Origin of the sequence: Shewanella sp. DNRA4 (assembly GCF_012843185.1) — a bacterium.
Taxonomy (GTDB): Bacteria; Pseudomonadota; Gammaproteobacteria; order Enterobacterales; family Shewanellaceae; genus Shewanella; species Shewanella xiamenensis.
Map to the genome: position 1 here is coordinate 166686 of NZ_JABAIP010000003.1, position 25072 is coordinate 191757.

Here is a 25072-nt window from a genome sequence, read left to right on the forward strand (position 1 = left end):
GTAATGTGAACAAGACGATTTTGAGTAATATAGCAAACGCGCTTTTGTCCAAAGTGAGCTTTATGTGTGAATTAGTCTCTGAGAGACTGACTCACGCATAAGCCTAGAGATCTCGTGTTCGTTGTGTGCTGATATGCTTCTGCACGCATAAGCTAGTTAGAAGTCAGATATGAGTCAAAATCTGACTATTTATGCAGTTCTGTATGCATAATCGAAGTCTATCGACAAAATCGAGCAATTCGCTTCAAAAATAGCAAAAAAATGCGCGTAAACACACGATTTCTGCATGTTAAGATTTATTAAAGTACAAATGAGTCACTTTACGTGTTAACTGTGGCTTTGTTTCCTAAATCGACTCAGCGAACAAAGCCCCTCATAATTGTTTAATATATTGTGAATTTCAGGCATACCTAGCCTAGTGAGCTTGTTTAACGCCCTTATCATCGCGTAAGTTCTCCTACTTGACCGTTATAATTTCGCAGGCTTAATCTGCCACCGAGTAGTTGCTTTACCCTATACATGGCAGTTTCTGAGATTGACCGACGATGATACCCATAGCGCTTCTTCCACTGTTTTTTTGAGCCATGAAGTTGTTGCCAACGGACCGCTAAGTTACTTGGATGTCCTTGTTCCCAGAGCGCTGCACCTTCCCGAGGCGGGATGAGCACTAAAGCGCGTTTTCTACGAACGGCATCATGACAGGATCTCGTGTCGTAAGCACCATCACCTGAGATATTGCGGATTTTACGATGGGTTTGTTTGAGCAAATTCGGCATGACTTCAGCGTCGGTCACATTTGATAAGCTGAGTTCTGCACCAATAATCTCGTGAGTATGTGTATCTACGGCAATATGCAGTTTACGCCACATTCTGCGCTTTCCGTCTGTGCCGTGTTTCTTCACTTTCCACTCACCTTTACCGTAAACCTTTAAGCCTGTGGAGTCGATTGCCAAGTGCCAAGTGCTCGATGATGCCGCGAGTCTTGGTTTTAAAAGCAATATCGACCGTTTTTGCGCGTTTGCTGATGCAAGTGTGATTTGGACACATTAGTAAAATGCCACCCAATTTAAACACCGAGTTAATGAAGCCTTGCAGCGCTCGCAGTGGCATAGAGAAAACACGTTTAACCATCTGCGCAGTGGTAATGGCTAAGTCGTTAAACTCGCGAGGGCGACCTTTCCCTGGTTGCTCTGCATTGGCCTTCCAGTGGGCAATAGCGCCTTCATCAATCCAGAAGGTAAATGAGCCACGATTAATTTAAGCCTGATTGTATTGCTTCCAGTTGGTTGTTCTATAGCTAGTTTTGGCTCGGTTGAGGGGTTAGTTGATAGGCTGTGTCGATCAGATCAGCGGCTACTGATTTAGTTCAACCGATTTAGGAAACAAAGCCTGAGTATACTCTTAATTAGGTACACTTAGATAACTTACGCTAAATGTAAATGTTTACTGATTAATCTTTTACTTAATATACTGTGTGGTCTTCGCATATTTATTTAGATAGTAAACTTTTGTATTCCTGCAATTTAGAATATTGATAATAAAGTTTTGATTTCTGAAGTTGACACTCTATTTTAAGTGAGTTTTTTGTTGTTTAATTGTTTTTGTTTTGTCAATCAGTTCTTTATTCTGTATATTGTCTGAATTATTTTTTTAAACCTGTATTGATACATTTTAAGTATTTATGTTAATGTTTAGGGTAATTTTTTATTAATCCAAATGTCAAAAGACATGGAATGTTATGAGAATCACAAATTTTAAGTTTTTTTGTTTCACACTATTAGCCTTGAACGTTTTTTTTACTGGTATGACATACGGTGCGGTATCAGTTTTAGCGGGCAGTGGTGAGAGTAAGTTTATCTCACAAGAAGCTTCGAATTTCGATACTTTGATCATAGATAAACCGTCGGGTGGAATATCGTATAATGAGTTTTCTATGTTCTCCATCTCTTCTAAAAAACTTGTGATATTCAACAGCTTTACTGACAGTGTCGCACCTGCAAACACAATCATCATTAAATCAAAAAACATTTCTATAGCAAATGAAATTGAAATTATTGGCGCACCTGCGAATATAATACTTGTATCATCATCTGTTTTAACTTGTGCAGGATGTTCATTTAATAATGCAGGAAGGGTCACTTTTGCTAATGCATCAATGGATAGTAAACAGTTAGTACATAGCTCTGGAGTTGTTGGTAAATTGTCAGCTATTGGGTCTGGAAGTATTCAAGTGTCAAATTTGATATCTCCAGGTGTTCAATCGTTAGAATTTATTGCTGATAATATATCTGTTGTCGGAACTGTTGATATTAACATGAGAGCGGATGTTCACCCAGAAGGTGGTTATGTTATTCATCCTAATGGTGGAAAGGTCGTTGGTTCTGGCGGAATTAACTTTTATCCAGGGAAGATGGTAATTGACTATGAGAATTTGAGAATTGTCTCTGCGGATGTTGTTCCAGAGGATTTTTTATTAAGTGCAAAAGTTCGTGCCGCTTCAATTGCAATTATTAGTCCTAAGAATATCAAAATCACACCCACAGCTGATTTGAGTACTATATCTGATGTTATATCGACGAGTACATTAAATGAGCAGTTCTATGCACCTATAGAAGGTATTTTTGTTCAAAGTGTAGGAAAAAAATCATCCCAGAATAGTTTAAGTAATATTGTCGCTGAAGGAAAATTGTCTTCTGATAATAAAGTTCTTATAAAATCAATAAATAGATTAGATCTTAATGCTTCAGTTGTCAGCGATGATCTTTCATTGATATCAGGTGAAGATTCTTATATCGCTGGTTATGTTCAGTCAACATTGACTGAAGTTGCGGCGAGAAATATTTTTAACTCAGGCAGGCTATCATCTAAAATTATTCGTGCTGAGGCAGAGGGGAACATTTCTAATAGTTATGGTGGTGATATTAAAGCTGGAGAGGTTGTTCTTAAATCTAATAATGGAAATGTGATTAATGGTTCTCGTAGCGACAAAAGAGTGTTTTCGAGAGAAGTAAAATTCCTTCCTATTATACCTGATATCACATCTCTCAAACTTGGTGTTTTTTATGATGTAAATGAATCAGGTGTTCTAGCAACTGACTTATCTGCTAATATTTCTGCAAATAATATATTTATCCAGGCTAAAGCTTTTGAAAATATTAACCCGTACTCTATTGTTAAATCGTCATCAGATGATTGGACTGCAGGCATTTCTATTAAGAATAAACTTTCAAATCAGGTTTCTGTTAGAGCTGAGAATAAAATTGAAATTAAAGCATCTAACTATGTTCTGAACTCTTCTGGCATAATCGGAGTAAATCAAACAGGAAAGTTTATTATAAATAGCCCGAAACTAAGTAATGAGCGCTATCGAATGCAAATGGAAAATTATGTTTATAATCAGATGACAATGAGTGGAGACAAAGGGCGTCAATTTGATTCTGCAGGTGTTGGTACTGTAGCTAAGATTATTGCATATTCTCCACCAGCAAGGATATATTCTTTTGGTGAGTTTTTATTTAGTGATGGTAGTACTAATGATTCGGAACGAGAAAGTTTTGTTAATGAGTTGTCTTATTTTGAAATTTTCAATGATGCACACTTTCATCAAACTGAAATCAAAACCATTGGTTTAGAAGTATCCGAAAATTATGACTATACAAATTTGCATGGCATACGTGACTGTTTAATGTTTCGAACCTGTGATGGTGATAATGTGACAACACTTGCGGAAGCTGAAACTTTATTTTCAGTTAATGGGAGCATTTATGGTGTTGATAAAGATGTTGCATCACAAGCCGATTTGGTAGTTGCAAATATTAATGTAAGAAAATCTAAAGAAATTGAAGCTATCAATAAATATTTGGCACCATTCTTCTATAAAAATAATGATTATGAATATGGAACGGTCAAACATTCTGAAGTCCAAGGTGATATTCTTTCCGGAGTTAGGACTCAGTGTAAAATGGAAGTCTTTAAAGGATGGGGCGTTAATCGCCAATATAGTAACTGTAAAAACAATAATTTCCAGGTAAGTATAAATTGGTTGCTAAGTGAGGAAGCTAAAGATCGTGAATTAGGTGCTACTGGGTATACTCCTTCACAACTGGAAGCTGCAAGTAAGGCTTACGTTGCCTCTCTACCTATTCAACCAGTTACTTGGACAGACTCTCAGAGGAAGGCATTCACTCGTGTTAGTAGCTTACTTTCATATTCGTCTTATTCTATTGATGGGTGTTTTGCCATTATTGGATATAAGCAGTTAAATACATTCTATGGCTATAACCATGCCCCTTATACGAATGTTATTACAGAAAGTTATAGTGTTAGAATCCCTATTGAAGTTTTAATGAAATCAGCAGCAGGCTCACCAGGTAAAGCAGTGTGTTCATCAAATAATACTGATAATAAGCATTACACTGAAAAGCAGTACAGTGATGCAGCTAAAAAGTACGTATCTACATTGCCAATCGATTCTAATCTTTGGAGTGCTAATTTCAAACAGGTGCGTGATGGTAAAGTAAAAGGAACCACGTCTAATACGATAAGTTTTATTTCTTATTCTCTAAGTGACAATGATGTTTTGGTTAGTTACAAACAGACCGAACAATATACTGTCACAGTGCAATATGCCGGAACTAGAAGTTTCTCTGAATCCCATGATTTAACTAAGCGAGTTTCTGTTGCTGAGTTAATGAACTATTTGCCACGTTAAGCAACAGGGTGCATATATGAATAGTAAAACGAAGAAAAATATAGCTGTTGCTTCTCCTTTGTGGCAAAGGATTACAGCTTGTTTCATGTCATTCTTGATGTTGTTGCAGATTTGTTTGCCGGCCACTGTGCAAGCTGTTGAATTACTTTCTGATTCATTTATTGAGTCTGATGTAAACTCGAACCCTCAGTTTGAGCGAGTTTATAATAAAGATAGACAGTTTGAGAAAGTATTTTATATTAATGACTCTGCAGGTTTGACTGTGCAAACCATTGAGTCATTGCATAAGAAACTAATCGAGTTTAGAAAAGGCTCATTGCCTAAACCACAGATGATACCGATCATTAATAATGGTATTACTGTGTTCGTGCCTAACTATTTACTAGGTAAGCGTATTGGAGATCAATATGTTCAATCACGTTTTATTAGGGCTCAAATATTTAACCTATTAAATAGAAATTTAATTAGTGACTCCTACTCAAACGAGATTGAGCAAATAAATGATCTTTATAATAATGCTTATCAATTCAGTGCGGTATCATCGTCAAAGTTTGGTGATAAGATTACTCGAGCACAGATTAACTCATTTGGGCATAATTTTATTTGGCCTGAAATCAGGGTCATTAATAAAGAGTCCGTTTTAGTTCCAATAGTTCATCTTACTGATGCAACCGTTGCCAATTTATTGGTTGATAGCCATAGAGTTGAGTTTTCTGGAGATGAGGCTAAGTTTAATACAATAACAGTTAATGCGGGTACAATATATTCTCGCAGAGGCACTTTTATCAATACTGCCGGAGACTTTACTGTTAGCCAAGGTGCTAGTCTTATTGCTGATGGTGATTTGAATTTAATTGTGGGTGGCACCTTACAAAATCTTTCCGGTCATTTCTCAGCTAAAGATAATGTCAATATTATAGCTAATCAATATCAGCAAAAAACTGTAGTGCATCGATTTGCAACTAAATATGAACAAGGTACTCGTTTAGGACAAATAGCGAGTATAGATGCGACCAATGGTAATATTTCGATCCGCTCCCACGGGGACCTTATAGTTACTGGTGGTACAATATCTGGAAACAATATAGTTTTAGCTGCAAATGGAAGCATAAAGCTAACTACTCAATTTACAACTTATAATCGGAATGAACCTGTTGGTGGTTATAACGAGAAACAAGACATTGTTGAGTATGTCGGTAGTCGCTTGAGTGCGAAAGACAACATAATGCTGTTGGCATCAGGGGCGATTGAAATTAATGCTGCAAAGTTGATTTCAGAGTCCGGTTACCTTCGTATACTTGCAGAGCAAGGGGTTTATATTGGTAATGAATTTAATCAATTTAGCTCGTCTCGTTCTGGAAAAGTGCGAAATATTACTTTGCAGGAACAGCAATTTCAAACAATTGCAATTCGTACTGCTCTAGAAGCAGGGCGTGATGTTCTTATATCTTCTGATTTTGGAGATATAACTCTTAAAGCTACTAAAATAAAATCTGCTGACGGTGCGCAGCTGAGTGCTAGAAACGGCAAAGTCAATTTACTACTTGCTAAAGAGCAAGATAGTTATTTTTACAATTGGGTTAAGGAAACAACTTGGAAAATCAAAACCGAGACTATCCAAAACCAGACAGAGACAGCCGTTTATAATGCGATCGTTGGTGGCGTAAAAATCCATGCTACACATGGAATAACACTGGATATTGTCCAAAAAGAAGACCAGTCACTTCAAGAAGTTCTTTCCCAAATGGCTACAACTGACGACTTGGCTTGGATGAATGATGTCTACAATGATCCTGATTATTCTGAAAATATTGAGCTGATTTACCAAAAGCTTGTAGAACTGAGAATTCATAAAAAGACCAGCAATTTAAGCCCCACAGCAATGGCCATTATTGCAATTGCTATGGCGGTTGCTATGGGACCTGGAGCGATAGGTCTTACAGGTACAGGTGCAACAGCGATAGGCACAGGTACAATTGGTTCAGCATTAACAGGTTTAGGCATTCCAGCTGTCAGCCTTCAAGCTGGTGCTGTTGCCTTAGCAACGCAAGCAGCAACAGCGTTAGCGAGCGGTAAGGGAATTGACGGCACAATTAAACATTTAGTCTCAGAAGATAATATCCGTTCACTTGCCACATCAATGGTTACTGCTGGCGTTGTGAATGAACTGATTAACGATGTCGGTGTCGATTTCTTTGGCAAAGTGAATCCGGATGCGTCGTTATTGACGAACGATACACTTGTATCGCTTGGCAACCAAGCAACTCAAGCTGTTGTTAGAGCCACAGTCACAGCAGGTATTTCTACTGTCATTCAAGGAGGCGGCGTCGAGGACTTTGGTGATAGTTTCACTGCCAGTTTAAAATCGACAGGTATTAATACACTCGGCAAGTATATGGCCACTTCTATAGGAAAGGCATATAAAGCCGGAGATATTAATAGCGTAATGCGTTATCTCGCTCATGCTGGCAGTGGATGTGTGCTTGGTTTAGCCTCAAGTTCTGCAGGAACAACCACTGGTAATGCAAAAGAAAGTTGTATAACAGGGGCCGGTGGAGCAGTTGTTGGCGAAGCCACTGCTGATATTTATAAAACCCAGAAATTGGAACAGTTCGGTAAAGAACACACCCAACTAGTAGAAGGGTTTAAAGCTGCTGGTTTATCAAACGCTCAGATTGAGGCCATTCTTCTTTCAGATGCTGCTCAGGATTACTTCAACGCTCGTGTAGCAGAGTTTAGCGCAGCTGGTGTTGACTTAGCCAAATTAGCGGGTGGTATGTCAGCATTGATAGCTGGCAGTGATGTAGATTTAGCTGCATTATCTGCTGAAAATGCTGCAGAGAATAATGCGTTTTTCCTGATCCCCATTGCATTGATGGTGCTCAAAGCAATTGATTTAGCTTTAACCGCAAATGAATTGTATGAAATTTATACTGAGCTGCAAAAAAATCCTGAAAATGGGCAAAAGCTATTAAGTGCTTGGCTGCAAGAGCAAGCCGCTGGTGCAATTATTGGGAAGGCTATTCCTGGCTTTAAGTCAATGGAGGAGATGCTCGATTGGCTTAAACGTAACGATGTATTGACAGCAGATACTGTCTCTAAAATTACTTCACACATAAATCATTCCAGTGGTTCAGCATCACCCAATAATCGGATTGATGTATATGATGCAACGCATAATAAGTTAGATCTTAGTACCGTAAGCAATAAAGAGTTTATTGCCTCGATGGATCTAGGCCATTGGACACCAAATGGCAAAAATGATGGTTTTTTAGGTGAGTATGTAGCCTTAGACGTAATGAACAAAGCTACAGGTTTACAATTTACAGATATCGTTCGTAATGGTTCTAACAATGGTCCCGACTTACTGGCAATTGACCATGTTAATAAAACTGTATGGTTAATTGAAGCCAAATCCAGTGTTAGAGGTAAGCACCCGAATCCCAATTCGCTGAACTTAACTAACCGTGGTCGAGTTTGGCTCCAAGATGCTCAAAAAGGGAAAATTGCTGGTAAGGATATCACGCCAACCGCTCAACAGATGGCACAAGATATTGTGCTTACTGATTATCCAATAAAGCCATTTTTGGCCACGATTAAGGTGCCACCGGTAGGCACGTACGGAACAGTTACGGTACACTTGACGCCAGCTAAGTAAAAGGATGCACACCATGTTAGTTAAATTTATCAATAAACGCAGCCGCAGTCGTAAGCATATGCGCGATTATGCCAAAAATATCTTTGAGTATAACCAGTATTTGCTACCTCTTTATACTGACAGCGGGGTTACAGAAGGTTTTAAGAGAATTCAGCCATACCGCGAATTTGATGAGGACTTTCGCCATTGGGAGTTGTTGGGTTCCGAATTAGGCGTACCCGAATGTTATTTCGCCGATGTGGCGCAACTTGCGTATATAGAATCAGGCAGGCTTGAGGTGACGCCGCTGATGTGTTCGCTCGCTTACGGTTATTTTGCAACCGCCATTGATTACTATAAATATTGCTCATCGATAGAAAAAACTGGCGGGATCGCAAACGCTATGTGGCCTACAATCAGCGTGTTTCGGCTTGTGCTGATGCTATTAGCTGGGCTTAAACAAGAGGCGAACGAGCTGTACCATGCTGATGTAACCGCGCGGCGTTCGGGCTGGATTGTTCGCTCCCATGGTTTTATTGGCGATTTTTTGGTGCTGCTGTATGGCCGTTATTTGGGACATATCGAGCCGCCTTTTGCTAGTGAAGTGCAAGTGACACTGCGAAAAACGGCTCCTTTCCCCTATGCGTCATTTTTAGATAACTGGGACACACAGGATATCGAATTCATCAGTACTATGCTGCAAACCCTCTGCGATGATCAGGTAGAACAAGCAGTTATCGGCGATAAAAAATGTTTTTTTGAGTTCCACAATGGACATCTGTCATACATACCGTTGACAGCGTTAATGCTGCTAAAGCTTCGAGACCTCAGGGGGTTGGCTAATCCGCAGTTTAGTCATCCGGCATTTGGCGATATAACAACTTTGTTTGAACAGGTCTCCACAGCATTTTGCGACTATGTCGCCACGGCGGGGATACAGCGGATTGAAGATGCGGCCGATGAGGTGTTAACCAAAACGCTTACACGAATGTACACCCAAGATTTTGACGCACATGCTATTTTTGCTAAACGGTTATAAAAATCTTCAAGTTTACAAACTCCACAATACCACAGTTAAGTGTTCGTGATATAAGTGTAAGCATGTGGAGTTTGTTATTTCGCTTTCAGTTACTCAGGTATGTAAGCCGTGATTATCAAATCTATCAACTAATTGTTTGAGGTTAAATGAATCAGCTTTGCCGAGAAATTGATGCAGAGTTATGTTATTATGGATAGCTAGAATATATTTGAAATATTTAGTAACTATACATATTGGGTTGTGCAGTTATGGCACATTTATAGAATTATATGCATTTGTTTTGTTTGATGAAACGCTCAGTTGCGAAATAAGTTGATTAACACCTTAAGACTAGCATTTGATTATCTTGATATCTAAATTGGTTATGCTTTGTTCAAAGCGTGAAATATGTCAATCATCGTCGATAAGACGTATGATACTTTTATCGTTTCATTCAACTAGACATGATTTTACGGTTCAATCAAATGAATTTATCATTAATACATAAATGGTGCATTATGAGAAGGCATAAAAGTAATATGGTCAGGATGATTTTTCTAATATTATTTTCACTGTTTTCTTTATGTAGTTATGCAGATTACCATTGTGAAGTAGATGTGCATCGGGTTTTAATATATGGAAATGGCACTGTTAATGTGCTCCATACAGGTCGTGGTGATTATACTGTTATCTGTAATACCAATGGCACCTGGAATAATATTGATACAGTAACTTGTTCGCTTTGGGTTTCGATTTTGCAATCTACTCAAAATAATAATAAAAAGGCAATTTTTTACTATTCAGGTACTGGTGATTGTGCAACTTTACCTACTTATGGTAACGCTCCTGCACCAACGTATATTGGTTCACTCAAATGATAAACGCTAAATTTTTAAATGTTCTTTATATATCAATGAATGTAGTGCTTTTCTCTGGTACTGCAAATTCGAATACCTTTTGGTGTTCAGGGAAAGTTACAAATGCTTATGTTGATAGTAATAAAAATTTAATTTTAAAAGGTAGTTGGCGAAATGACTACACGCGAATTTGCAGCACTGATGGAAGTAATGGCGTTGATACTGTGACTTGTAGTTTATGGCTTTCGATAATAACTACTTCGATAGTGCATGATAAAGACATAACAATGATGTATTCAGATTCAAGTGGTACACTGAGTTGTTTAAATCTTCCTACCTACACTAATTCTCCACTACCTAGTTATGTGATGTTGAATAAATAACAGTTAGTAATGTGACTGATGTTTAATTGTGTATTACTAAGGAATAAAGAATGTTGAGTAAATTATTGTTTGGAGTGTTGGTGTTTATCTCTTTTAGCTGCAGTAGTGCCCAGATGGGGTGGTCCGGTAAGGCAAAAATTACAAAGCTATATGCGGTATCGGATGATTGGTTGTTAATTAAGCTTTCAAGTTCTGCTAATCCAAGTGAATGCAAAACGACAGCTGATGGTGATATTTTAATTTATCCAAATACGCAAAAAACATTTTATAATTTGCTACTTGCTGCACATATGGCTGGCAGAGAAGTAGATATTTTTATTATTCCGCCATGTGGAACAACGCACTGGGAAGGATCATCATTTAGTAGCGTAGGGCATGTTATTGTTTATTGAAATGATGTAATTCGTAGATCTTTATCTTAAAATTTAGGATGTTATATGAAGAGTCATATGTATTTTCTACCAATTTTCTTATTTTTTACTCTAGTCCCCTTTCGTTCTATCGCATGGGACGGAATGATTTATGGTAAAGTACGAGCTATCCACGTTACAGGTCATAATAATTATGATTTAAGAATTGAGTTGGAAGGTTCTCCAAAATTATGTGGGAATGAGCATCAATGGGCTTATTTAAATCAATCTGATAGTAATTATCAAACATTTTCATCTGTCTTGATTGCTGCGAATCTTGCAAATAAAAATATTACAATTTACACAAATCAAGAAAAGACATCTGGTAATAATCATTGCCATATTGGCTACATTGTTATGAGTTAAGGTGTCATATAAAGTACATATTCTTGTTGTTTTTTATTATCTGCTCTCTTAACAAGGAGTATAGTAATAGTCGAACTTGTGGGTTGCATTCATGAACGTAATCCTCTGTGAGATACCGTTGGTGTTTACTTACTCTAAAGTTTTTTAGTTTTTTAAAAGTGGTATTTTTATGAAATTGTTCTTAATATTTTTTATGCTATTTAGTTTCAATGTTTATTCAGCTGAGCATGCTGCGAAAGTTGCTCAGATCAACTTGTACAGCAGTAATTGGACTCATGATATATGGAAGGGGGCATTGATTTTTAAATTACAGACCATGCCATCCGGCGTGTCTCATTTTACGGTGAAAAGAGATGATATTTCATTGTCAAGCTTTTTATCATTGTTACTGGCAGCGAAAAAAAGCGATAGTACTGTTAATGTTGTTTATGATGCTGCTGTAGATACCAATGGTTTCGCTACTACTTTAGCTATATTCGAACCATAGTTGATAAAAGTGTTTTATGATAAATTTTAATTTGATTAATTAGGTGTGGATCATGAAAATAGTGATATCTATTTTATTTGTTTTTGTTATTTATTCATCAGGAGTGTTTGCAAGCGGACAAAGTGGCTTAATTACACAAATTAATGTACGAAGCGATGGATTGCATTGGGTAGTTTTATCGGGGGAGCGTAGCGATATGCCCGCATGTACTCAGGGGCACTACAAATATTGGATGATAAAAGATGAAAACACTACCTATGGGAAAAGCCAATTTAGTATGGTGCTAGCCGCCTATCTGTCAGGGAAGAAGGTCACGATTATTGGTTCTGGAGCCTGTAATAGATGGGGAGATGGTGAGGACATTGAAACATTAGTAATAGAAAATTAGTGCTTTTTAGTGCTTAATTAGATTTATTTCTAATATGGTTATTTAATATCTTCAAACTTTCAATTTGCTCATCTTGAGTGGTGTTTATGAGTTTTATATTGGTGTCGCTATGAAGTATATATTGCTTATTCTATGCTGTTTAATTATGTTCAACGTCAAGGCTGTTGGTAATATTAATCTGGTTGAAATTGATGGTGTGTTTGTGAGAGAGAATCGTGTCGATATTTATCTTAAGCAAAATCATAGTAATCCTACAGGATGTTCGATTACCACTCAACTTATAATTTTATCTGATGAGTTCAAAAATAGTGATAAAATGTTTTCTGCTGTTCTTGCCGCAGCGTCTTCTAATAGAAAGATTTCCGGTTGGGTTGGAGGGTGTTATGATGATAGAGCTAAGTTAAATGCAGTGTATATTGATACAGTGCATTAGTATACGTACTATTTAATTGTTAATCATCCTATTTTAAATATCATAAGTGTGATTAATAGTTTTAATTGCAATATAATTAGTTTCTATCAATAGGTAAATAAGACTGCCTTTATAGTAGTTTAAGTTATATGATGAGTCGAGTTATTCCAGCTTGTTCTTTACTCGTTGTTACATATTAAGTTCTGCTTTAAAAATGATGGCAATGTTATCAGATATCTGATTTTATTACTCAGGTCAGACAAAGAAAACGTTCTAGGGTTACTTAGTAACGTTTTTTAGAAGGCTTTGCCAAAGTCCTTCACATGCGCTATCTAATAACGTTACAGTAAGATTCGCGTCAGTTTTCAGTGTTGTGAGTTGGGCAGATTGCCCCCATTCCCTTTTTCCTTCTGTAAAGGTCACTAGTTCCCCCTCGCTTTTGGCTACCCCATTGATGGTGATGTAAAAACCATTATCTTTTGGAATGAGCAAAACCTGTTCTATATTAATTTCTTCAAGCATTGAATTTGGGTGTTGTATTGACTGAAAGTTAAGACAATTAGTTAAAATTGCTTTACTACCATTTTGGGGTTCTAAATTTGCCTCTACTTCTTTGGCTATACCTTCATCAATCGCTACTCCTATAGCTATGCCCATAGTTCCTATCATTGACATCATAGCTGCGCTGTTGCCTTGGTAAATTAAGCGAGTAGAATCTGAAAAGGTAACTTTAGTCCCTGTATTGCTAGAACAACCAATAATCAGAATGCTACTTGTTAAGATTATTGATGCAAAATGTTTTGGCATAATGATACATATAGAATTTATGGTAAATTGATAACCCTACCTGGTTAAGGTTAGAAAAGCTATAAAAAAATTATAGGTTTATCTTCATTTATGTAATACGATTTGTCTTGAACGCACTCTTGGTATAGAAATTTTTTTGAGAGCTTTGCATTATAAAAATTCGTAATGTAGAAATGTCACACAACTGATTTATAAGTCTGAGATGAGTCAAAATCTGACTTTTTATGCGTTCTGTATGCATAAGTGAAGACTGTCGACATAATCTAGCAACTAGCTTCGAAAACAGCTTAAATCTGCTCGAAAACACACGATTTATGCATGTTAACAGTTATTAAAATGCTGCTTTTTTCAAATCAAGATTATATGTTAGCGTGAATAACATTATTTCTTTAAATTTGCATTTTCAACAGCATATTTAAGTGTAGTGGCTAATTAATACTGGCTACCGTTTTAGATTCATTCTTGCAGATCATCTGAAATTAGAAAATATATGGCAAACCGAAATAAATATTTTAGATTGATCAACAGCACTAACTCATAAAGGGGCAAAATTTTGTTAACCCGAAGCTCATGAAAAATGATAGTGTTCGGCGTGTGAAACAGACTAGGCAAGTCTGATTCTCTCGCTCAATTTTGGACATTTCTGAGTTCAATTGGCAGCGTTAATTAGAAAATTTCTGATTAAAATGTGCTATGAGGCAGTTAGCATTTGTTGGGCTCCGTTCTTTAGAGGTGAAACCTGTAAAGGGTAAGCCGAGTGATCGTGAGTTATTGGAGTAAATCTTATTCCATGTGACTAAAAATGATAGCGATATTATTAGATTGGATTAAGTTGTTTGTGTCATTTCGTAAAAACTCTGTTGTAAATAACGCATCATTTTCGGGTTTATATCAAGGGAGCTGCATTCTGGAAATTTATACAAAAGATAGAAAATTACCGAAATCCCCTACCTAAGATAGGTAGGGGATGCTCTTATAAAACAGCTATCGTTAAAACTATTGCGCCTAGCATATATAGTCCACCTGCTAGTGAAAAAGATTTAAGTGGGCTAAATTCTTCCACTTCTATCTTTTTTATATCTGCTATATTGATAGTTTTACCTTCTCCATACATCGCAAGTTCAGTTGCGCCTTCAACCTTAAATTCAAATGTTTTATCGGATATAGTTGTTACCTTTACATTCTCTCCAATATAATTTGATGGGGATTTTGTATCAAGTTTGGCTTCATTTAGCGAAGAGCACCCTGATACAGCGAAACAAATTAATGTCGTAGCAATTAGCTTTTTCAAATTAAACTCCTTTTCTAAGGTTCATAACATCCATGATTAGCTCCGCCTGGTCCAGCGCAGGGATTGATCCAAGATCCTGTAGAATAAACAGGTTCATTACCATATACGACTTTGTAGTTCCCTGAAATATCAAATTCAACTTTATTCATATAGTACGTTCGGTAGAGCCAGCCAGTGTAATATTTATGGTTGTTTTCTGATATTGCTAATGATAGATATTTTCCGGACGATGTGCCTTTTATTATGTTTTTTATTTCGACACCTAAGTCGATACCATTAATAACCCAAGTGTTATCAGGGACTACACTTTCGATTCCTGCTATATAATAGTTGTTGTTAATAATACTGCTGATTGAGCTGTCTAAGTTTTGTTGAAAGAAATTAGGTTTAAATACAGCTAGTAGATACTCACCAGCTTCAGCTGCTAGATTATTTAATATGCCATCTCCGTCAATATCAACATTGATGCGCATTTTACCATTATCTCGAATGTTATAAACTTGCCCATTAATTACGTTGTAATCTGCGGAGAAGTTTAGTTCTGAAGTTTTTACTTTTCCATATAGCGTAAAACCTAACATGTCAAACTTAACTTCCGCTGAAAGAGCAAACCCTTTTACTTCTGCAGATACTATCCCATTGTGTTGCGTAGTAATTTTGGTTTCAATTGGTCCATTAAACGTAATATGTTTCAGTTCTTTATATTTTAATGTTGGAATGTTGTTTATTAATTTTTTTGCACCTGAATCAGTCGCGATAAATAACTTTCTGTTTATAGACATTAAGATATTTTTTGTTTCATCGTGAATTGGTTTTACTATGGTTTCGTCATTTAGAATGGCCAAACTATTCCATTGTCCAGATTTTTTTGGCTGATTTCTACCAAATGGTTAGTTTTCGATACATAAGTAGGGTAGTATGCCGTTGCAGATGTGGAATAAATTAGCAATATAAAAACGATTTTTTTCATTTTAAGACTCCTTGTCATTAGCTTTTATATATCAATGAAACTGTTTCGTTACACAAGTAACCCGCACTCATAGTAAAAGTCAATCTACTACGTGTTATGTTTTGTGTTTTTGTTTTTTTATTTGTTGTTTGTATTTTTATCTGTTTATTGTGAGTGAATATGGTCTTAGTTATTTTTATGATATAAATCGGAAAACAAAGTTCTTTATATTTTCATTGTATGGTATTTCCCCCTAATATCCAACCTTGTATACTCGATTGGCTTTATTTCACAAGTAGATAATAATGGTTGTTGAAGAAGATTGAGATGGCATGGTTCCACCCTTTCATCCCTACAAACGCCCACCTAGAAGCTGCTTATGAAATGAGCGTTTCAAAAAGCCGCGTAAAGGCTAAAGAATTTTAGTTGCATGAAGAAACAAAAACCAAGGCCGCCTTTCTCCAGCCCTTACCTTGCGTACTCTTACGCCCATTCTTCCCAGAGTTTCTTTCATAGGAGATAAAGATTCATAGGATGGACGATAATGGCCAGAGTGATTGGTGACATAAATGTTTCCCAATCTGTCACGACCTATATAGCCAGCAGATATAACATCTTCACCTATTCCACGAGCAAGAACCGGATGCGACAGAGATTTAGGGTTTACGCCATTAATTGTGCCTATGTTCAGCCTGTCATTGCGGCCTAATACAAACTTATGCCTACCCGGCTGTGAAAGCTGATGAGTAAGGTCTGCGGCACCACCTATTCGATTTATATGAGCATGCGTTTGGCTCGTTTGTCGATATTGAAGCAGCTCATTGTCGAAAAGCCTCTGCTTATGGTTCGTAAGTGCGCTGAGTCTTGGCGTATCCAGCGATGCCATTTGGACTTCCTGTGGAAGTTGAGACAGAGCGTATGACGTTGAGCTCCCCCTTGACTTACTTACACCTCTTCCTATTCCTTTGCCAAGACCAAAGGTGGCAAGACCGATAAGGGCACCCACACCTGCGCTTTTTCCTGCGTCTTCGATGGAAGCTCCAGTAGCGACATTTAGCCCAAAGTCTGCGGCGCCAGAAACTACGCTATCAGCTACAGCAAGACCTACCTGGGCCACGGTTTTGCCTCCCTGAGCAACGGCACCAAAACCGCCACTGATAAATCCGATACCTGCACCAATGGCGACCTGTTTCCAATCAAAGGTACGACCCTGTACTGCCGAGCTTATCCCTTCAGCGACAGCTGAAACCGCGGCGCCAGCAATCGCCCCGACAATCGCCCCGATGATCAGGCTAAGTATGGCAAAGTGGCCACTGGGGTCTTTGAGGTTAATGGGGTCACCCATGGTATAGGCATAGCTATTTACTCCACCTTTTCCAAAGGGACTCATACTGTCTGCAGCGTGAAAACGCATGATGCTGGGGTTGTATATCCGGTGGCCATTGCCTAGGTGATATAGTCTCGTCACTGGGTCTAAACGCTGCCCGGTAAATCCGAGTGGGTTGGGGGCCAAGCGGCTGCTTGAGGCTGGCCTCGCTGGCGATTGCGCTATTACAGGCGGGACCCTTACTGCTAGGGACGCAGCGGTCATAGCTAAACCGGTGTGAGTTAAAAAGCGGCGACGAGCAGAATCTACCTTCTGAGATTCGAGCGGAGCAAAGCGCTGTTTATTTGAGTTATTTGTCATAATCAGTTCTTCTTACAAGTTAGAAAAGTGTGTGGTGGAGGCTTACCCTTTTATTGTTAGCCAAGTCCGTAAGGGCTATAGTTTCTGAGCTCCATAGCACGATCTTGCCTCTCCTGTATCTTAGTCCAGGTCTCCAGCGTGCTGTCTTGACCATTCTTAAGCAGGAATTGGTGTTGATAAGAATTTCCAGATTGCAAGGTTCGACCAGTAACAGCGCCTTGTAGTTTGTGGTAACTGGTATGCGCCTCTTCAGATAATTCGTTAGCTAGAGATTCTCCTTGGTAGTACAAATAGATCAGGACATCCTCTTGTTTTTGCGAAACGAGCTGACTATTGCCATCATACTTGTATTCAGACAGTAGTTGGTTATTGCTACTATGTACTGACTCCATCTGACCCAATGCATTATAGGTGTAGTGACGTTCTTTATCGTCAAAGAGTAAATTGCCGGCAATGTCGTAGCTTAGGATTTTGTTGCTGGGGTAATCTGGATGTGAATTTGACACCGAAATCAAGCGCATGGGGTCACTGTCGTCGTAGTAAAAGTCAGCAGTATTTGTGGTATTGTCACTAAAGGAACTGACAGCTTGGGTTATATTTCCATATACATCATAGCTAAACTGCTGGCGTCTATAGGCACGACCAGATTCATCTCGGGGTGCATTAACACCAGTGCATTGATAATCTGTCAAACGATGGAAACCGTCATACAACATAGTTTCAGTTGTGGTTTCTGAGCCTTGAATGTATTCCCTGCGGCGGATTTGCAGATCCGTGTTGTAATCTTGTTTGAGGGTAAATGCTAGGCTGTTGTTGAAATACACCTGACGTTCCGTTTCAAGGCCTATATCATTGAATGTTAAGCGTACAGATACTGAATCGTCCCCCTGTTGAGTTTCATAGCGATGTATACGACTATAGAGATCATAATGAAGTGTGCTTATGGTGTTAATCTCCCCTGAGGTCGACGATATTTTGTTTGGACGACCATAAATATCGTAAGTATAGACTGTGGTATTGCCGAAATAATCATGTTCTGACAACAATCGTCCCGCAGGAGAGTATGTATATTGACTGATTCGCAATGTACCGTCGTTTAGGGTTACTTGCTCCTGAGTTAGATTACCATTCCGTGAAAAGGTATATTGATTAGAGCTATTTGCATTTCTATTAGTTATGAGTTCACCTGTGACAGGGTCATAGCTTTGTATGCTGGTCAATGCTGCGTTCCCGATAACACTGGTTGATGTTATTTGTTGTAGATATTTGTTATGGGTGAAATTGAGGGTATCTCCCTTCGCTGTCGATTGACTTGTAGGTAGTGTATCGGCACCTTCATAGGTTGTGACATTTACACCGGATGTGCTTTTTTCCATGATGATTCGATAAAGGCCGTCATAGCTTATTTTCCCTAGAGAGATATCGTTGACTTTGGTCTCTACGGGTAGCGCTTCATTGCTAAAATCGGCATAAAAAGTGGTAACATCTATGCTGATATGATCAATGACACGCCTGACCGATATTAATCTGTCAGCGTCGTCATAGGAATATCGGGTTATGTGATTATGGGTGTCAATCGTGGTTATCATGTTGCCATAACCATCATAAGTGTATTGAGAGAAGGCTAAGCGCTCGTCTTTACTATTCAGGGTTTCTTTTGACAACAATTGACCAGCTATATCAAAAGTACTTACTTCTTTCATCAGTCCGGACACCGAGAAGCTTGAGATGAGGGTGACCAAGTTTTGATTGCTAGTTTCTACTCTTCCATCGGGATGAATTATTTGGCTGACTTCCCCTCTTGCATTATATTGATATTGGGTTAGCAATGTCAGGGGGTGACCACCCAGATAGTCTTTTTGTGTTTGGCTTATAAGTTGACCAAAAGCATTGTATTGTGATTCGCTTAACAATCTGAGTACGCCGTCGTCGTCAGTTTGTTCAATTCTTATCAATTTTCCAGCATTGTTATAGTGTTCGACAATCTGATTTCCTTTTGCATCAGTAACCGTTACGTTATTTACATTGTCGCCTACCTGATATGCGTATCTGACGGTTGCGGCGTACTCTGTACTTGATGCAGTGCTTTGGCTGATGACGCGATCTAGCGAGTCATAAGTAATGTTTGTAGTAACACCTATAGGACTAATTTCCTCAACGACTTTACCATGTGTATAAGCAATGGTTGAAGAAGATGTCAGTGTTTTGTTGTCATGAGTGGTTGTAGTTTGCGTTGTGGTTAGTGTGTTGTCAGAAAAGGTATATTGGGTTTCAACTTCCACATTGTTGTTATTAATTGTTGTGGTTTGCTTTTTCATACGCCCATAGGTTAAAGGTGCACTTTCATCCTCGAAGTACTCGTATATCACAGTACTGAGCCTGTCTGTCTGGGTTTTGATCAGAACGTACTCTCCGCCTCCAATACGAGGTAAAGCCTTGTATGTCATTGTCGTAGTCCGAACTTGCTCGCCATTGCTTATTGTTGCGGGTTCGAAAGTTTCATTTTTTAAAAACGATACAAAACCATTTGGCTCTCTTGGGCATAGCCCATTTACACCTGAGGCTGGATAAAATTGTCTTCTAATTACGTCTCCGTTAGCCTCTTTGCTGTAGGTTTGGTTCCCGTACTCATCGTAGTCATACTCAAAGGTATATGTCTTTTCAGTGCTGTTCTCGTAATACGTAATCTGCTTCTCTTTTAAGTAGGTATAATTAGCTGGTTGTGAGTTAATATTGGTATTGGGGTTGGCGAAGTAAGAGTTTACTTCCTTTTTATATAGCGTACCGTTTTCTCGGTATTCAACTTGGATTTCGAGATGGTACTTATTGTAATAACGTTTAACGGATTGACTTGCGTTAATAACCTCATCGCTGAAGTAGACGTAATCAGCTGTAGCGCTGAACAATGGATCTTCATTGGGAATAAAATTATTTTCTCCTCCAAATCCCAGATAGTTATTATCTGAATAGTTATAATTAATGACTTGATCTGGTTGGTTTTGACCTACACCAACGACATACCTTGTTGCATATGGTGCTTTGGCTATAGGTGCACCCGAAGGGAGAGAATGCCCTTCATTCAGATAGGATATGCTTTCTACCATCCCACTGGGGTAAGTTACTTTTGTTATAAGATCGTAATTGTTTATTCTGGAAAATTCGTACTCTATAGATATTGTTGAATCGTCAGGCAGGTTAACTTGTGTCAACCGTGTATAGCTACCATTACCTCCTGTGATAAAGTAAAATTTTTGATATTCAGCATTATTTACAGAATGGGTAATGATAACTTTGGATGGCTCGCTTCTCCAATCAATATTTATTTGTCTTCCCATCCCATCCCTAATAGTCGTTAACGCATTTTCCTGGCTTGAAGGACTGCTTGCATAGTCAAAATAAATGACAAGCCCTTGAGGAGATACCATGCGTTTAAGAGTTCCTTCATCGTAGTCGATGAAGTCTTGTCGACCATCCTTGTAAACTATTTGGATTTCTCTTGTATTGCTAAGATAAAAGACCCTGATATCTTTAAGTCTTCTATATGGTATGTCGTATTCAGATTTTTCAAAATTCCACTCTATTTTGAAGTTTTGACCGCTAGATAAGGATAAGGTATTACTTGCTCTATCAAATCGGGATAAGGCTAGGCCCCAACCTCGTCCAAAACCCATGTCATAAGTGCTCGAAGCACTGTAGTGTAACATTAAGGAAAATAAGCTTCCGGATGTTTTATGTGATAAGAAATTCGCTATTTTTATTGAAAAAGAATATAGCCCTGTTCTAGGATCTACACCGGTTGATATATAGTCTGAAAAATTAGATGCATTTGTAACTATATTAGGCATTGTTGGCTCCACTAAACCTTAGCTATATGGTTATTCAATATTTAATAAGTGGTGATGCGTTAGGGAAAAGGCGCTAGACTTTTCCCTATTTATAGAGAGTTACCAGACTCTCAGATTTTGAAAATACCAGTTGTTCCCATCGATTGTGAAGGTAAAGCTGTACTCATTGCCATATCCATCAACTAGAACAATGTTTTTACTTTTTCTGCTTCGACTATTACCATCCGCGGGCCAGGTGTACTTCGTGTAAGGATTGATTGCTACCTTTTCACAAGATTGAGTCAACCATCCTCCTCCGTTGCATCTTTCTTCGTATCTAGCTGCGGTATATAAACGTAGGTTATCTCCCCAAATGGCTGCAATTTTTAATATTGGGCGTTCCGCGCTTGAACGTGTGTTTAAAGTGAAGCTTGTTTCTCCATTGGCATCATTGGACAAATACTCAGTTGCATTGTCACTTAGAAATTCTAGCGAATATGACGTTTTACCTTCTGCCACAACAATAGGACTATTTGTTGGGTTAGCCCATACCTGTCCGCTTCCATTTGGCTCTCTAATACCTAACTCATCTGAATTCGCCACATTGAAGACGTTATTCTTGTCGTTTACGGTTAATTCATAATATCTGGCTTCTACTTCTCCCCAATAGCCTGCATCATTATCTCTAACTCCATCGTGAACCTGACTCAGAGTAAAATCAGTTCTGTCATATATCACTGGGGATCTGGTTGAAATGGTAACAAAATCTTCATTTGAACGATCAAAACTACAGGTACTTTGTGTTATTTGGCTATCGGTACTTAGTTGAGTGGCGGTAAGCTCAACACATACTTCTATAGATTCATTTGATTTTGACGAATTGGTCACGTAAAAAGTTTGAGTTGCTTGCATCCCGATCCCCTGACTACTGGTAGAAGTAACTTTGGGGGAAGGGGAAGGGGAAGAAGTATTAATAAACTTTGCATAGTTATTTTTTGTTGAACTCACTTGCCAATTATCAATTGGGAATGGATTCTGCGTAAATTTTTCTTTGAGTGTAATGACGGGATTAACAAAACCAGATCTGAGCTCATACTTTACCAAAAGAGGGGATTGCATGTTACCATTCGAATATATAATATTTTCATTTTCCTGTGGGGTTTGGTAAGATATAATACTTAATCTTCTCACCGGGTTAGCGTTATCTGGTGCGACAAAGGCAAAGGTTTTTATAGGGACTAATGTTGCTATAGATAAGCCGATTGCTAATCTATAATTTACTTTTTTATTAAGCATAGTAATTCTCCTTGATAATAAGTAGAGTAGAAACGTATCCTTATACGTTAATATGTCATCACCACCAACACTCTGATTTCTGATTGGTGTAATATTATGCTAGGTGTCTTTTGCTACATAAATAATGAGACACATTCGATATATTTACTAGTTAAGCCATATATGGACGCCTCAGCTTTTACAACACTTTTTATTCGGTGCCTTGTTCCATAAGTCTGCTCATCGAATAAAGCCATCATATAAGCTAATCGATATTTCGATAATACATAAACAACGTAGCGCATCCGATACATTTACAAGCTAAACCATATATAGGTGCCTCAACTTTTACAACACTTTTTATTCGGTACTTTGCTCCATATATCTGCTCATTATTCGGTGTTTCGTTCCCTAAATCTGCTCATCGAATAAAGCAATTATATAAGCTAATCGATATTTCGAAGCTACTTAAATAATGTAACACACACGATATGTTTATTAACTAAACAATATATAGGCTTCTCATATTTTACAACACTTTTTATTCGGTACTTTGCTCCCTATATCTGCTCATTATTCGGTGTTTTGTCCCCTAAATCTGCTCATCGAATAAAGCCATCATATAAGTTAATCGATATTTCCAAAAGTGCGGATCTGACTAAAATACTCCCAGATGAGAATGTGGCAGAGATAAATTTTCATACTTTTGTAGAACTTAGATAACGCTCTGTTGCTCTCGTTTATAATTCGAAATTGCCACAAATTAAGTTAGAAACGAAAATTCCTACATGCTAAGTTATGTTGCTTAGCATTAAAATTATCTAATCTACAAATTTCAGTTAAAACTCTTATTAACCAACCAAGGGAATTCGGAATGGTTAAAGCCTAAATTAAAGCTTTCACCAAACTCGCGTTTATATAGTGCCATGTCAAGCTCCTGAATTTGTAAGCTATGAATGTTAAGTGATTGAGGCCAAGTTAAATTCTGATGTGGTTTAGATACACCCAACTTTTTTATAGTGTGCTTCCCACTCTTTATACCTATTTTTCAATATTTTAAGAAGTCCATCACTGCGGTTTCTAATCGACTTTTTGACAGTTACTTCACCGAGGTCAACACCAGACAACTCCCTACTGAACATCTTAGGGATTACATGGCTGTAGTGCTTTTCAATCATCGCAACACTAGTACCACATTGTTTAGCCAAGATTTCCATATTCACCCCTGCTAAAAGTTGCCAAGTGATATAACTGTGGCGTAAAGAGTAAAGCGACCTATCACCATGTGGGGATTTCTTTAAACCTGCACTGATTAGCGCCTTTTCAAAGGTTTTCGTCAGCTCATTGGTTGTAGTGCCATCGGCTAATCGAAAGATCTTGTCATTGGGTTTCCTGTTTGGGAATCGTTCGCGTAATGATTGTAAGCTCGACAGAACCTCTTCACGACACACAATCTCACGAGTCCCAGTATGCTTTATGGTTTTGCCTTTGGTGACGGTAATAAATAAATGAACGGCAGTGCCGTTGGTCTGGAAGCGGATATCGCCCCACGTTAAATTATCCATTTCAGTACCAGCCCTGATACCTGTGTAGACTGCAAATTCCATATAATCGATGAGCAATTCACGGATTTGTCTGGTCTTTTCTTTACGGCTGTTTTCCTCCAAGGCAACCACGGCATCAAAGGCTTTTTCATACTCTTCTGGTGTGAAGTGCGCCCGTCGCTGTGACTCAGCACCTTTAGTCGATAGGGATGGCACTTGAGCGGCTAGCATCCACTTCTGGTCTACAGCTTCTTTGAACACTAACTGCATAGCTGCATTGTGGTTCAGTAGCGTCGACTTTGCTGGCTCACGGCCGAATTGCTCTGCTCGCCATTTATCAAATTCACGCAGCTTGTCACTGTCGATAGAGGTGATGTAAGTGCGGTCGAAAAAGGGGATATGGTACTTGCGAAGTACCTGAATGTAGGTTGTTAGCTTGTGCTTTTTTGGCTTCTGTTTATATTTGTCTTTGTCTTTGTCTTTGTCTTTGTCTTTGTCTTTGTCTTTTTCTTTATCCTTTTCGATTATATCCTCCATAACTTGAATGGCTTTATCAGCCACATCACGAAAACGTTTCGAGTTAACGAGAAGGTTACGTTTAGCCATGAATTCGACTTCAATTTGTAGGCGGTGAGCCATGGCTATGGCTTTCTCTTTTTCCTTTTGCTTTGTGGCTTTGGCAATCCACTTGCCAGCAACTTTAATCCGCGCGTACCAACGCTCGCTATTGTCCTGCTTATAGACGTATAATTCGTCTGAGATATCGTGTCGTTCGAGTTGTTTGCTCATGGTCAGTGTCTGAGGTGTTTTTGCAAAGAATTTGCAAAGTTGATATTAGCACAAGCTAATTTTTGATAACTTACTGAAAAATAATACCTAAAAATTTGAGTTTTGATAAGAAATAAAACACTATCTTTTCAAAATCCGCCGCCCTTAAAAGCGTGACGGTTCGAGTCCGTCCTCTGGTACCATCCCTTTCAAAGGGACTCAAACCGACCTAGAGTCGGTTTTTTTGTGTCTTAAATT

16 protein-coding genes and 1 pseudogene are annotated in these 25072 nt (G+C 38.3%); 9 read left to right on the plus strand and 8 right to left on the minus strand.

The features are described from left to right. Positions 1–327: 327 nt before the first annotated feature. Positions 328–1257 (minus strand): annotated as a pseudogene (locus tag HG547_RS04425) (IS5 family transposase). Between the two features lie 481 nt (positions 1258–1738). Between HG547_RS04425 and HG547_RS04430 the strand changes: the two are divergent. From HG547_RS04430 to HG547_RS04470, 9 genes are all read left to right on the plus strand, one after another. Further along, positions 1739–4711: a hypothetical protein gene (locus HG547_RS04430; protein WP_169547110.1), complete on the plus strand. Its 2973-nt coding sequence runs from the start codon at positions 1739–1741 to the stop codon at positions 4709–4711. 16 nt (positions 4712–4727) lie between these two features. After that, positions 4728–8369, plus strand: coding sequence for a DUF637 domain-containing protein (locus tag HG547_RS04435; RefSeq protein WP_169547111.1), 3642 nt, complete (start codon positions 4728–4730; stop codon positions 8367–8369). A 13-nt stretch (positions 8370–8382) separates the two neighbouring features. Then, positions 8383–9387, plus strand: coding sequence for a hypothetical protein (locus tag HG547_RS04440; protein WP_169547112.1), 1005 nt, complete (start codon positions 8383–8385; stop codon positions 9385–9387). A 464-nt stretch (positions 9388–9851) separates the two neighbouring features. Beyond that, positions 9852–10244: a hypothetical protein gene (locus tag HG547_RS04445; protein ID WP_248278690.1), complete on the plus strand. Its 393-nt coding sequence runs from the start codon at positions 9852–9854 to the stop codon at positions 10242–10244. Positions 10245–10656: 412 nt separating this feature from the next. Then, positions 10657–10998, plus strand: a complete 342-nt coding sequence (locus HG547_RS04450; protein WP_169547113.1) for a hypothetical protein — start codon at positions 10657–10659, stop codon at positions 10996–10998. A gap of 45 nt (positions 10999–11043) precedes the next feature. After that, entirely contained in the window at positions 11044–11382 is a 339-nt protein-coding gene (locus HG547_RS04455; RefSeq protein WP_169547114.1) for a hypothetical protein, read from the plus strand. 169 nt (positions 11383–11551) lie between these two features. Next, entirely contained in the window at positions 11552–11869 is a 318-nt protein-coding gene (locus HG547_RS04460) for a hypothetical protein (protein WP_169547115.1), read from the plus strand. 52 nt (positions 11870–11921) lie between these two features. Next, positions 11922–12257, plus strand: a complete 336-nt coding sequence (locus HG547_RS04465) for a hypothetical protein (RefSeq protein WP_169547116.1) — start codon at positions 11922–11924, stop codon at positions 12255–12257. A 109-nt stretch (positions 12258–12366) separates the two neighbouring features. Continuing rightward, positions 12367–12690, plus strand: a complete 324-nt coding sequence (locus HG547_RS04470; RefSeq protein WP_169547117.1) for a hypothetical protein — start codon at positions 12367–12369, stop codon at positions 12688–12690. 258 nt (positions 12691–12948) lie between these two features. Here HG547_RS04470 and HG547_RS04475 read toward each other — a convergent pair whose 3' ends face one another. The 7 genes from HG547_RS04475 to HG547_RS04505 all read right to left on the minus strand — a co-directional run bounded on the left by HG547_RS04475 (position 12949) and on the right by HG547_RS04505 (position 24835). After that, a complete protein-coding gene (locus tag HG547_RS04475; protein ID WP_169547118.1) occupies positions 12949–13476 on the minus strand; it encodes a hypothetical protein in 528 nt (175 codons plus the stop codon). A 973-nt stretch (positions 13477–14449) separates the two neighbouring features. Next, positions 14450–14767: a hypothetical protein gene (locus tag HG547_RS04480; protein ID WP_169547119.1), complete on the minus strand. Its 318-nt coding sequence runs from the start codon at positions 14765–14767 to the stop codon at positions 14450–14452. Positions 14768–14781: 14 nt separating this feature from the next. After that, positions 14782–15612, minus strand: a complete 831-nt coding sequence (locus HG547_RS04485; protein ID WP_169547120.1) for a hypothetical protein — start codon at positions 15610–15612, stop codon at positions 14782–14784. 516 nt (positions 15613–16128) lie between these two features. Then, a complete protein-coding gene (locus HG547_RS04490; protein WP_248278691.1) occupies positions 16129–17307 on the minus strand; it encodes an RHS repeat-associated core domain-containing protein in 1179 nt (392 codons plus the stop codon). 152 nt (positions 17308–17459) lie between these two features. Beyond that, positions 17460–21248 (minus strand): RHS repeat protein, encoded by a 3789-nt coding sequence (locus HG547_RS04495; RefSeq protein ID WP_169547122.1) that lies wholly within the window; start codon positions 21246–21248, stop codon positions 17460–17462. A gap of 99 nt (positions 21249–21347) precedes the next feature. Continuing rightward, complete coding sequence (locus HG547_RS04500; RefSeq protein ID WP_169547123.1) at positions 21348–22523, minus strand: hypothetical protein; 1176 nt, start codon at positions 22521–22523, stop codon at positions 21348–21350. 974 nt (positions 22524–23497) lie between these two features. Then, the gene (locus HG547_RS04505) at positions 23498–24835 is read right to left on the minus strand and encodes a site-specific integrase (protein WP_169547124.1); all 1338 of its coding nucleotides are present in this window, start codon (positions 24833–24835) and stop codon (positions 23498–23500) included. Between the last annotated feature and the right edge of the window lie 237 nt (positions 24836–25072).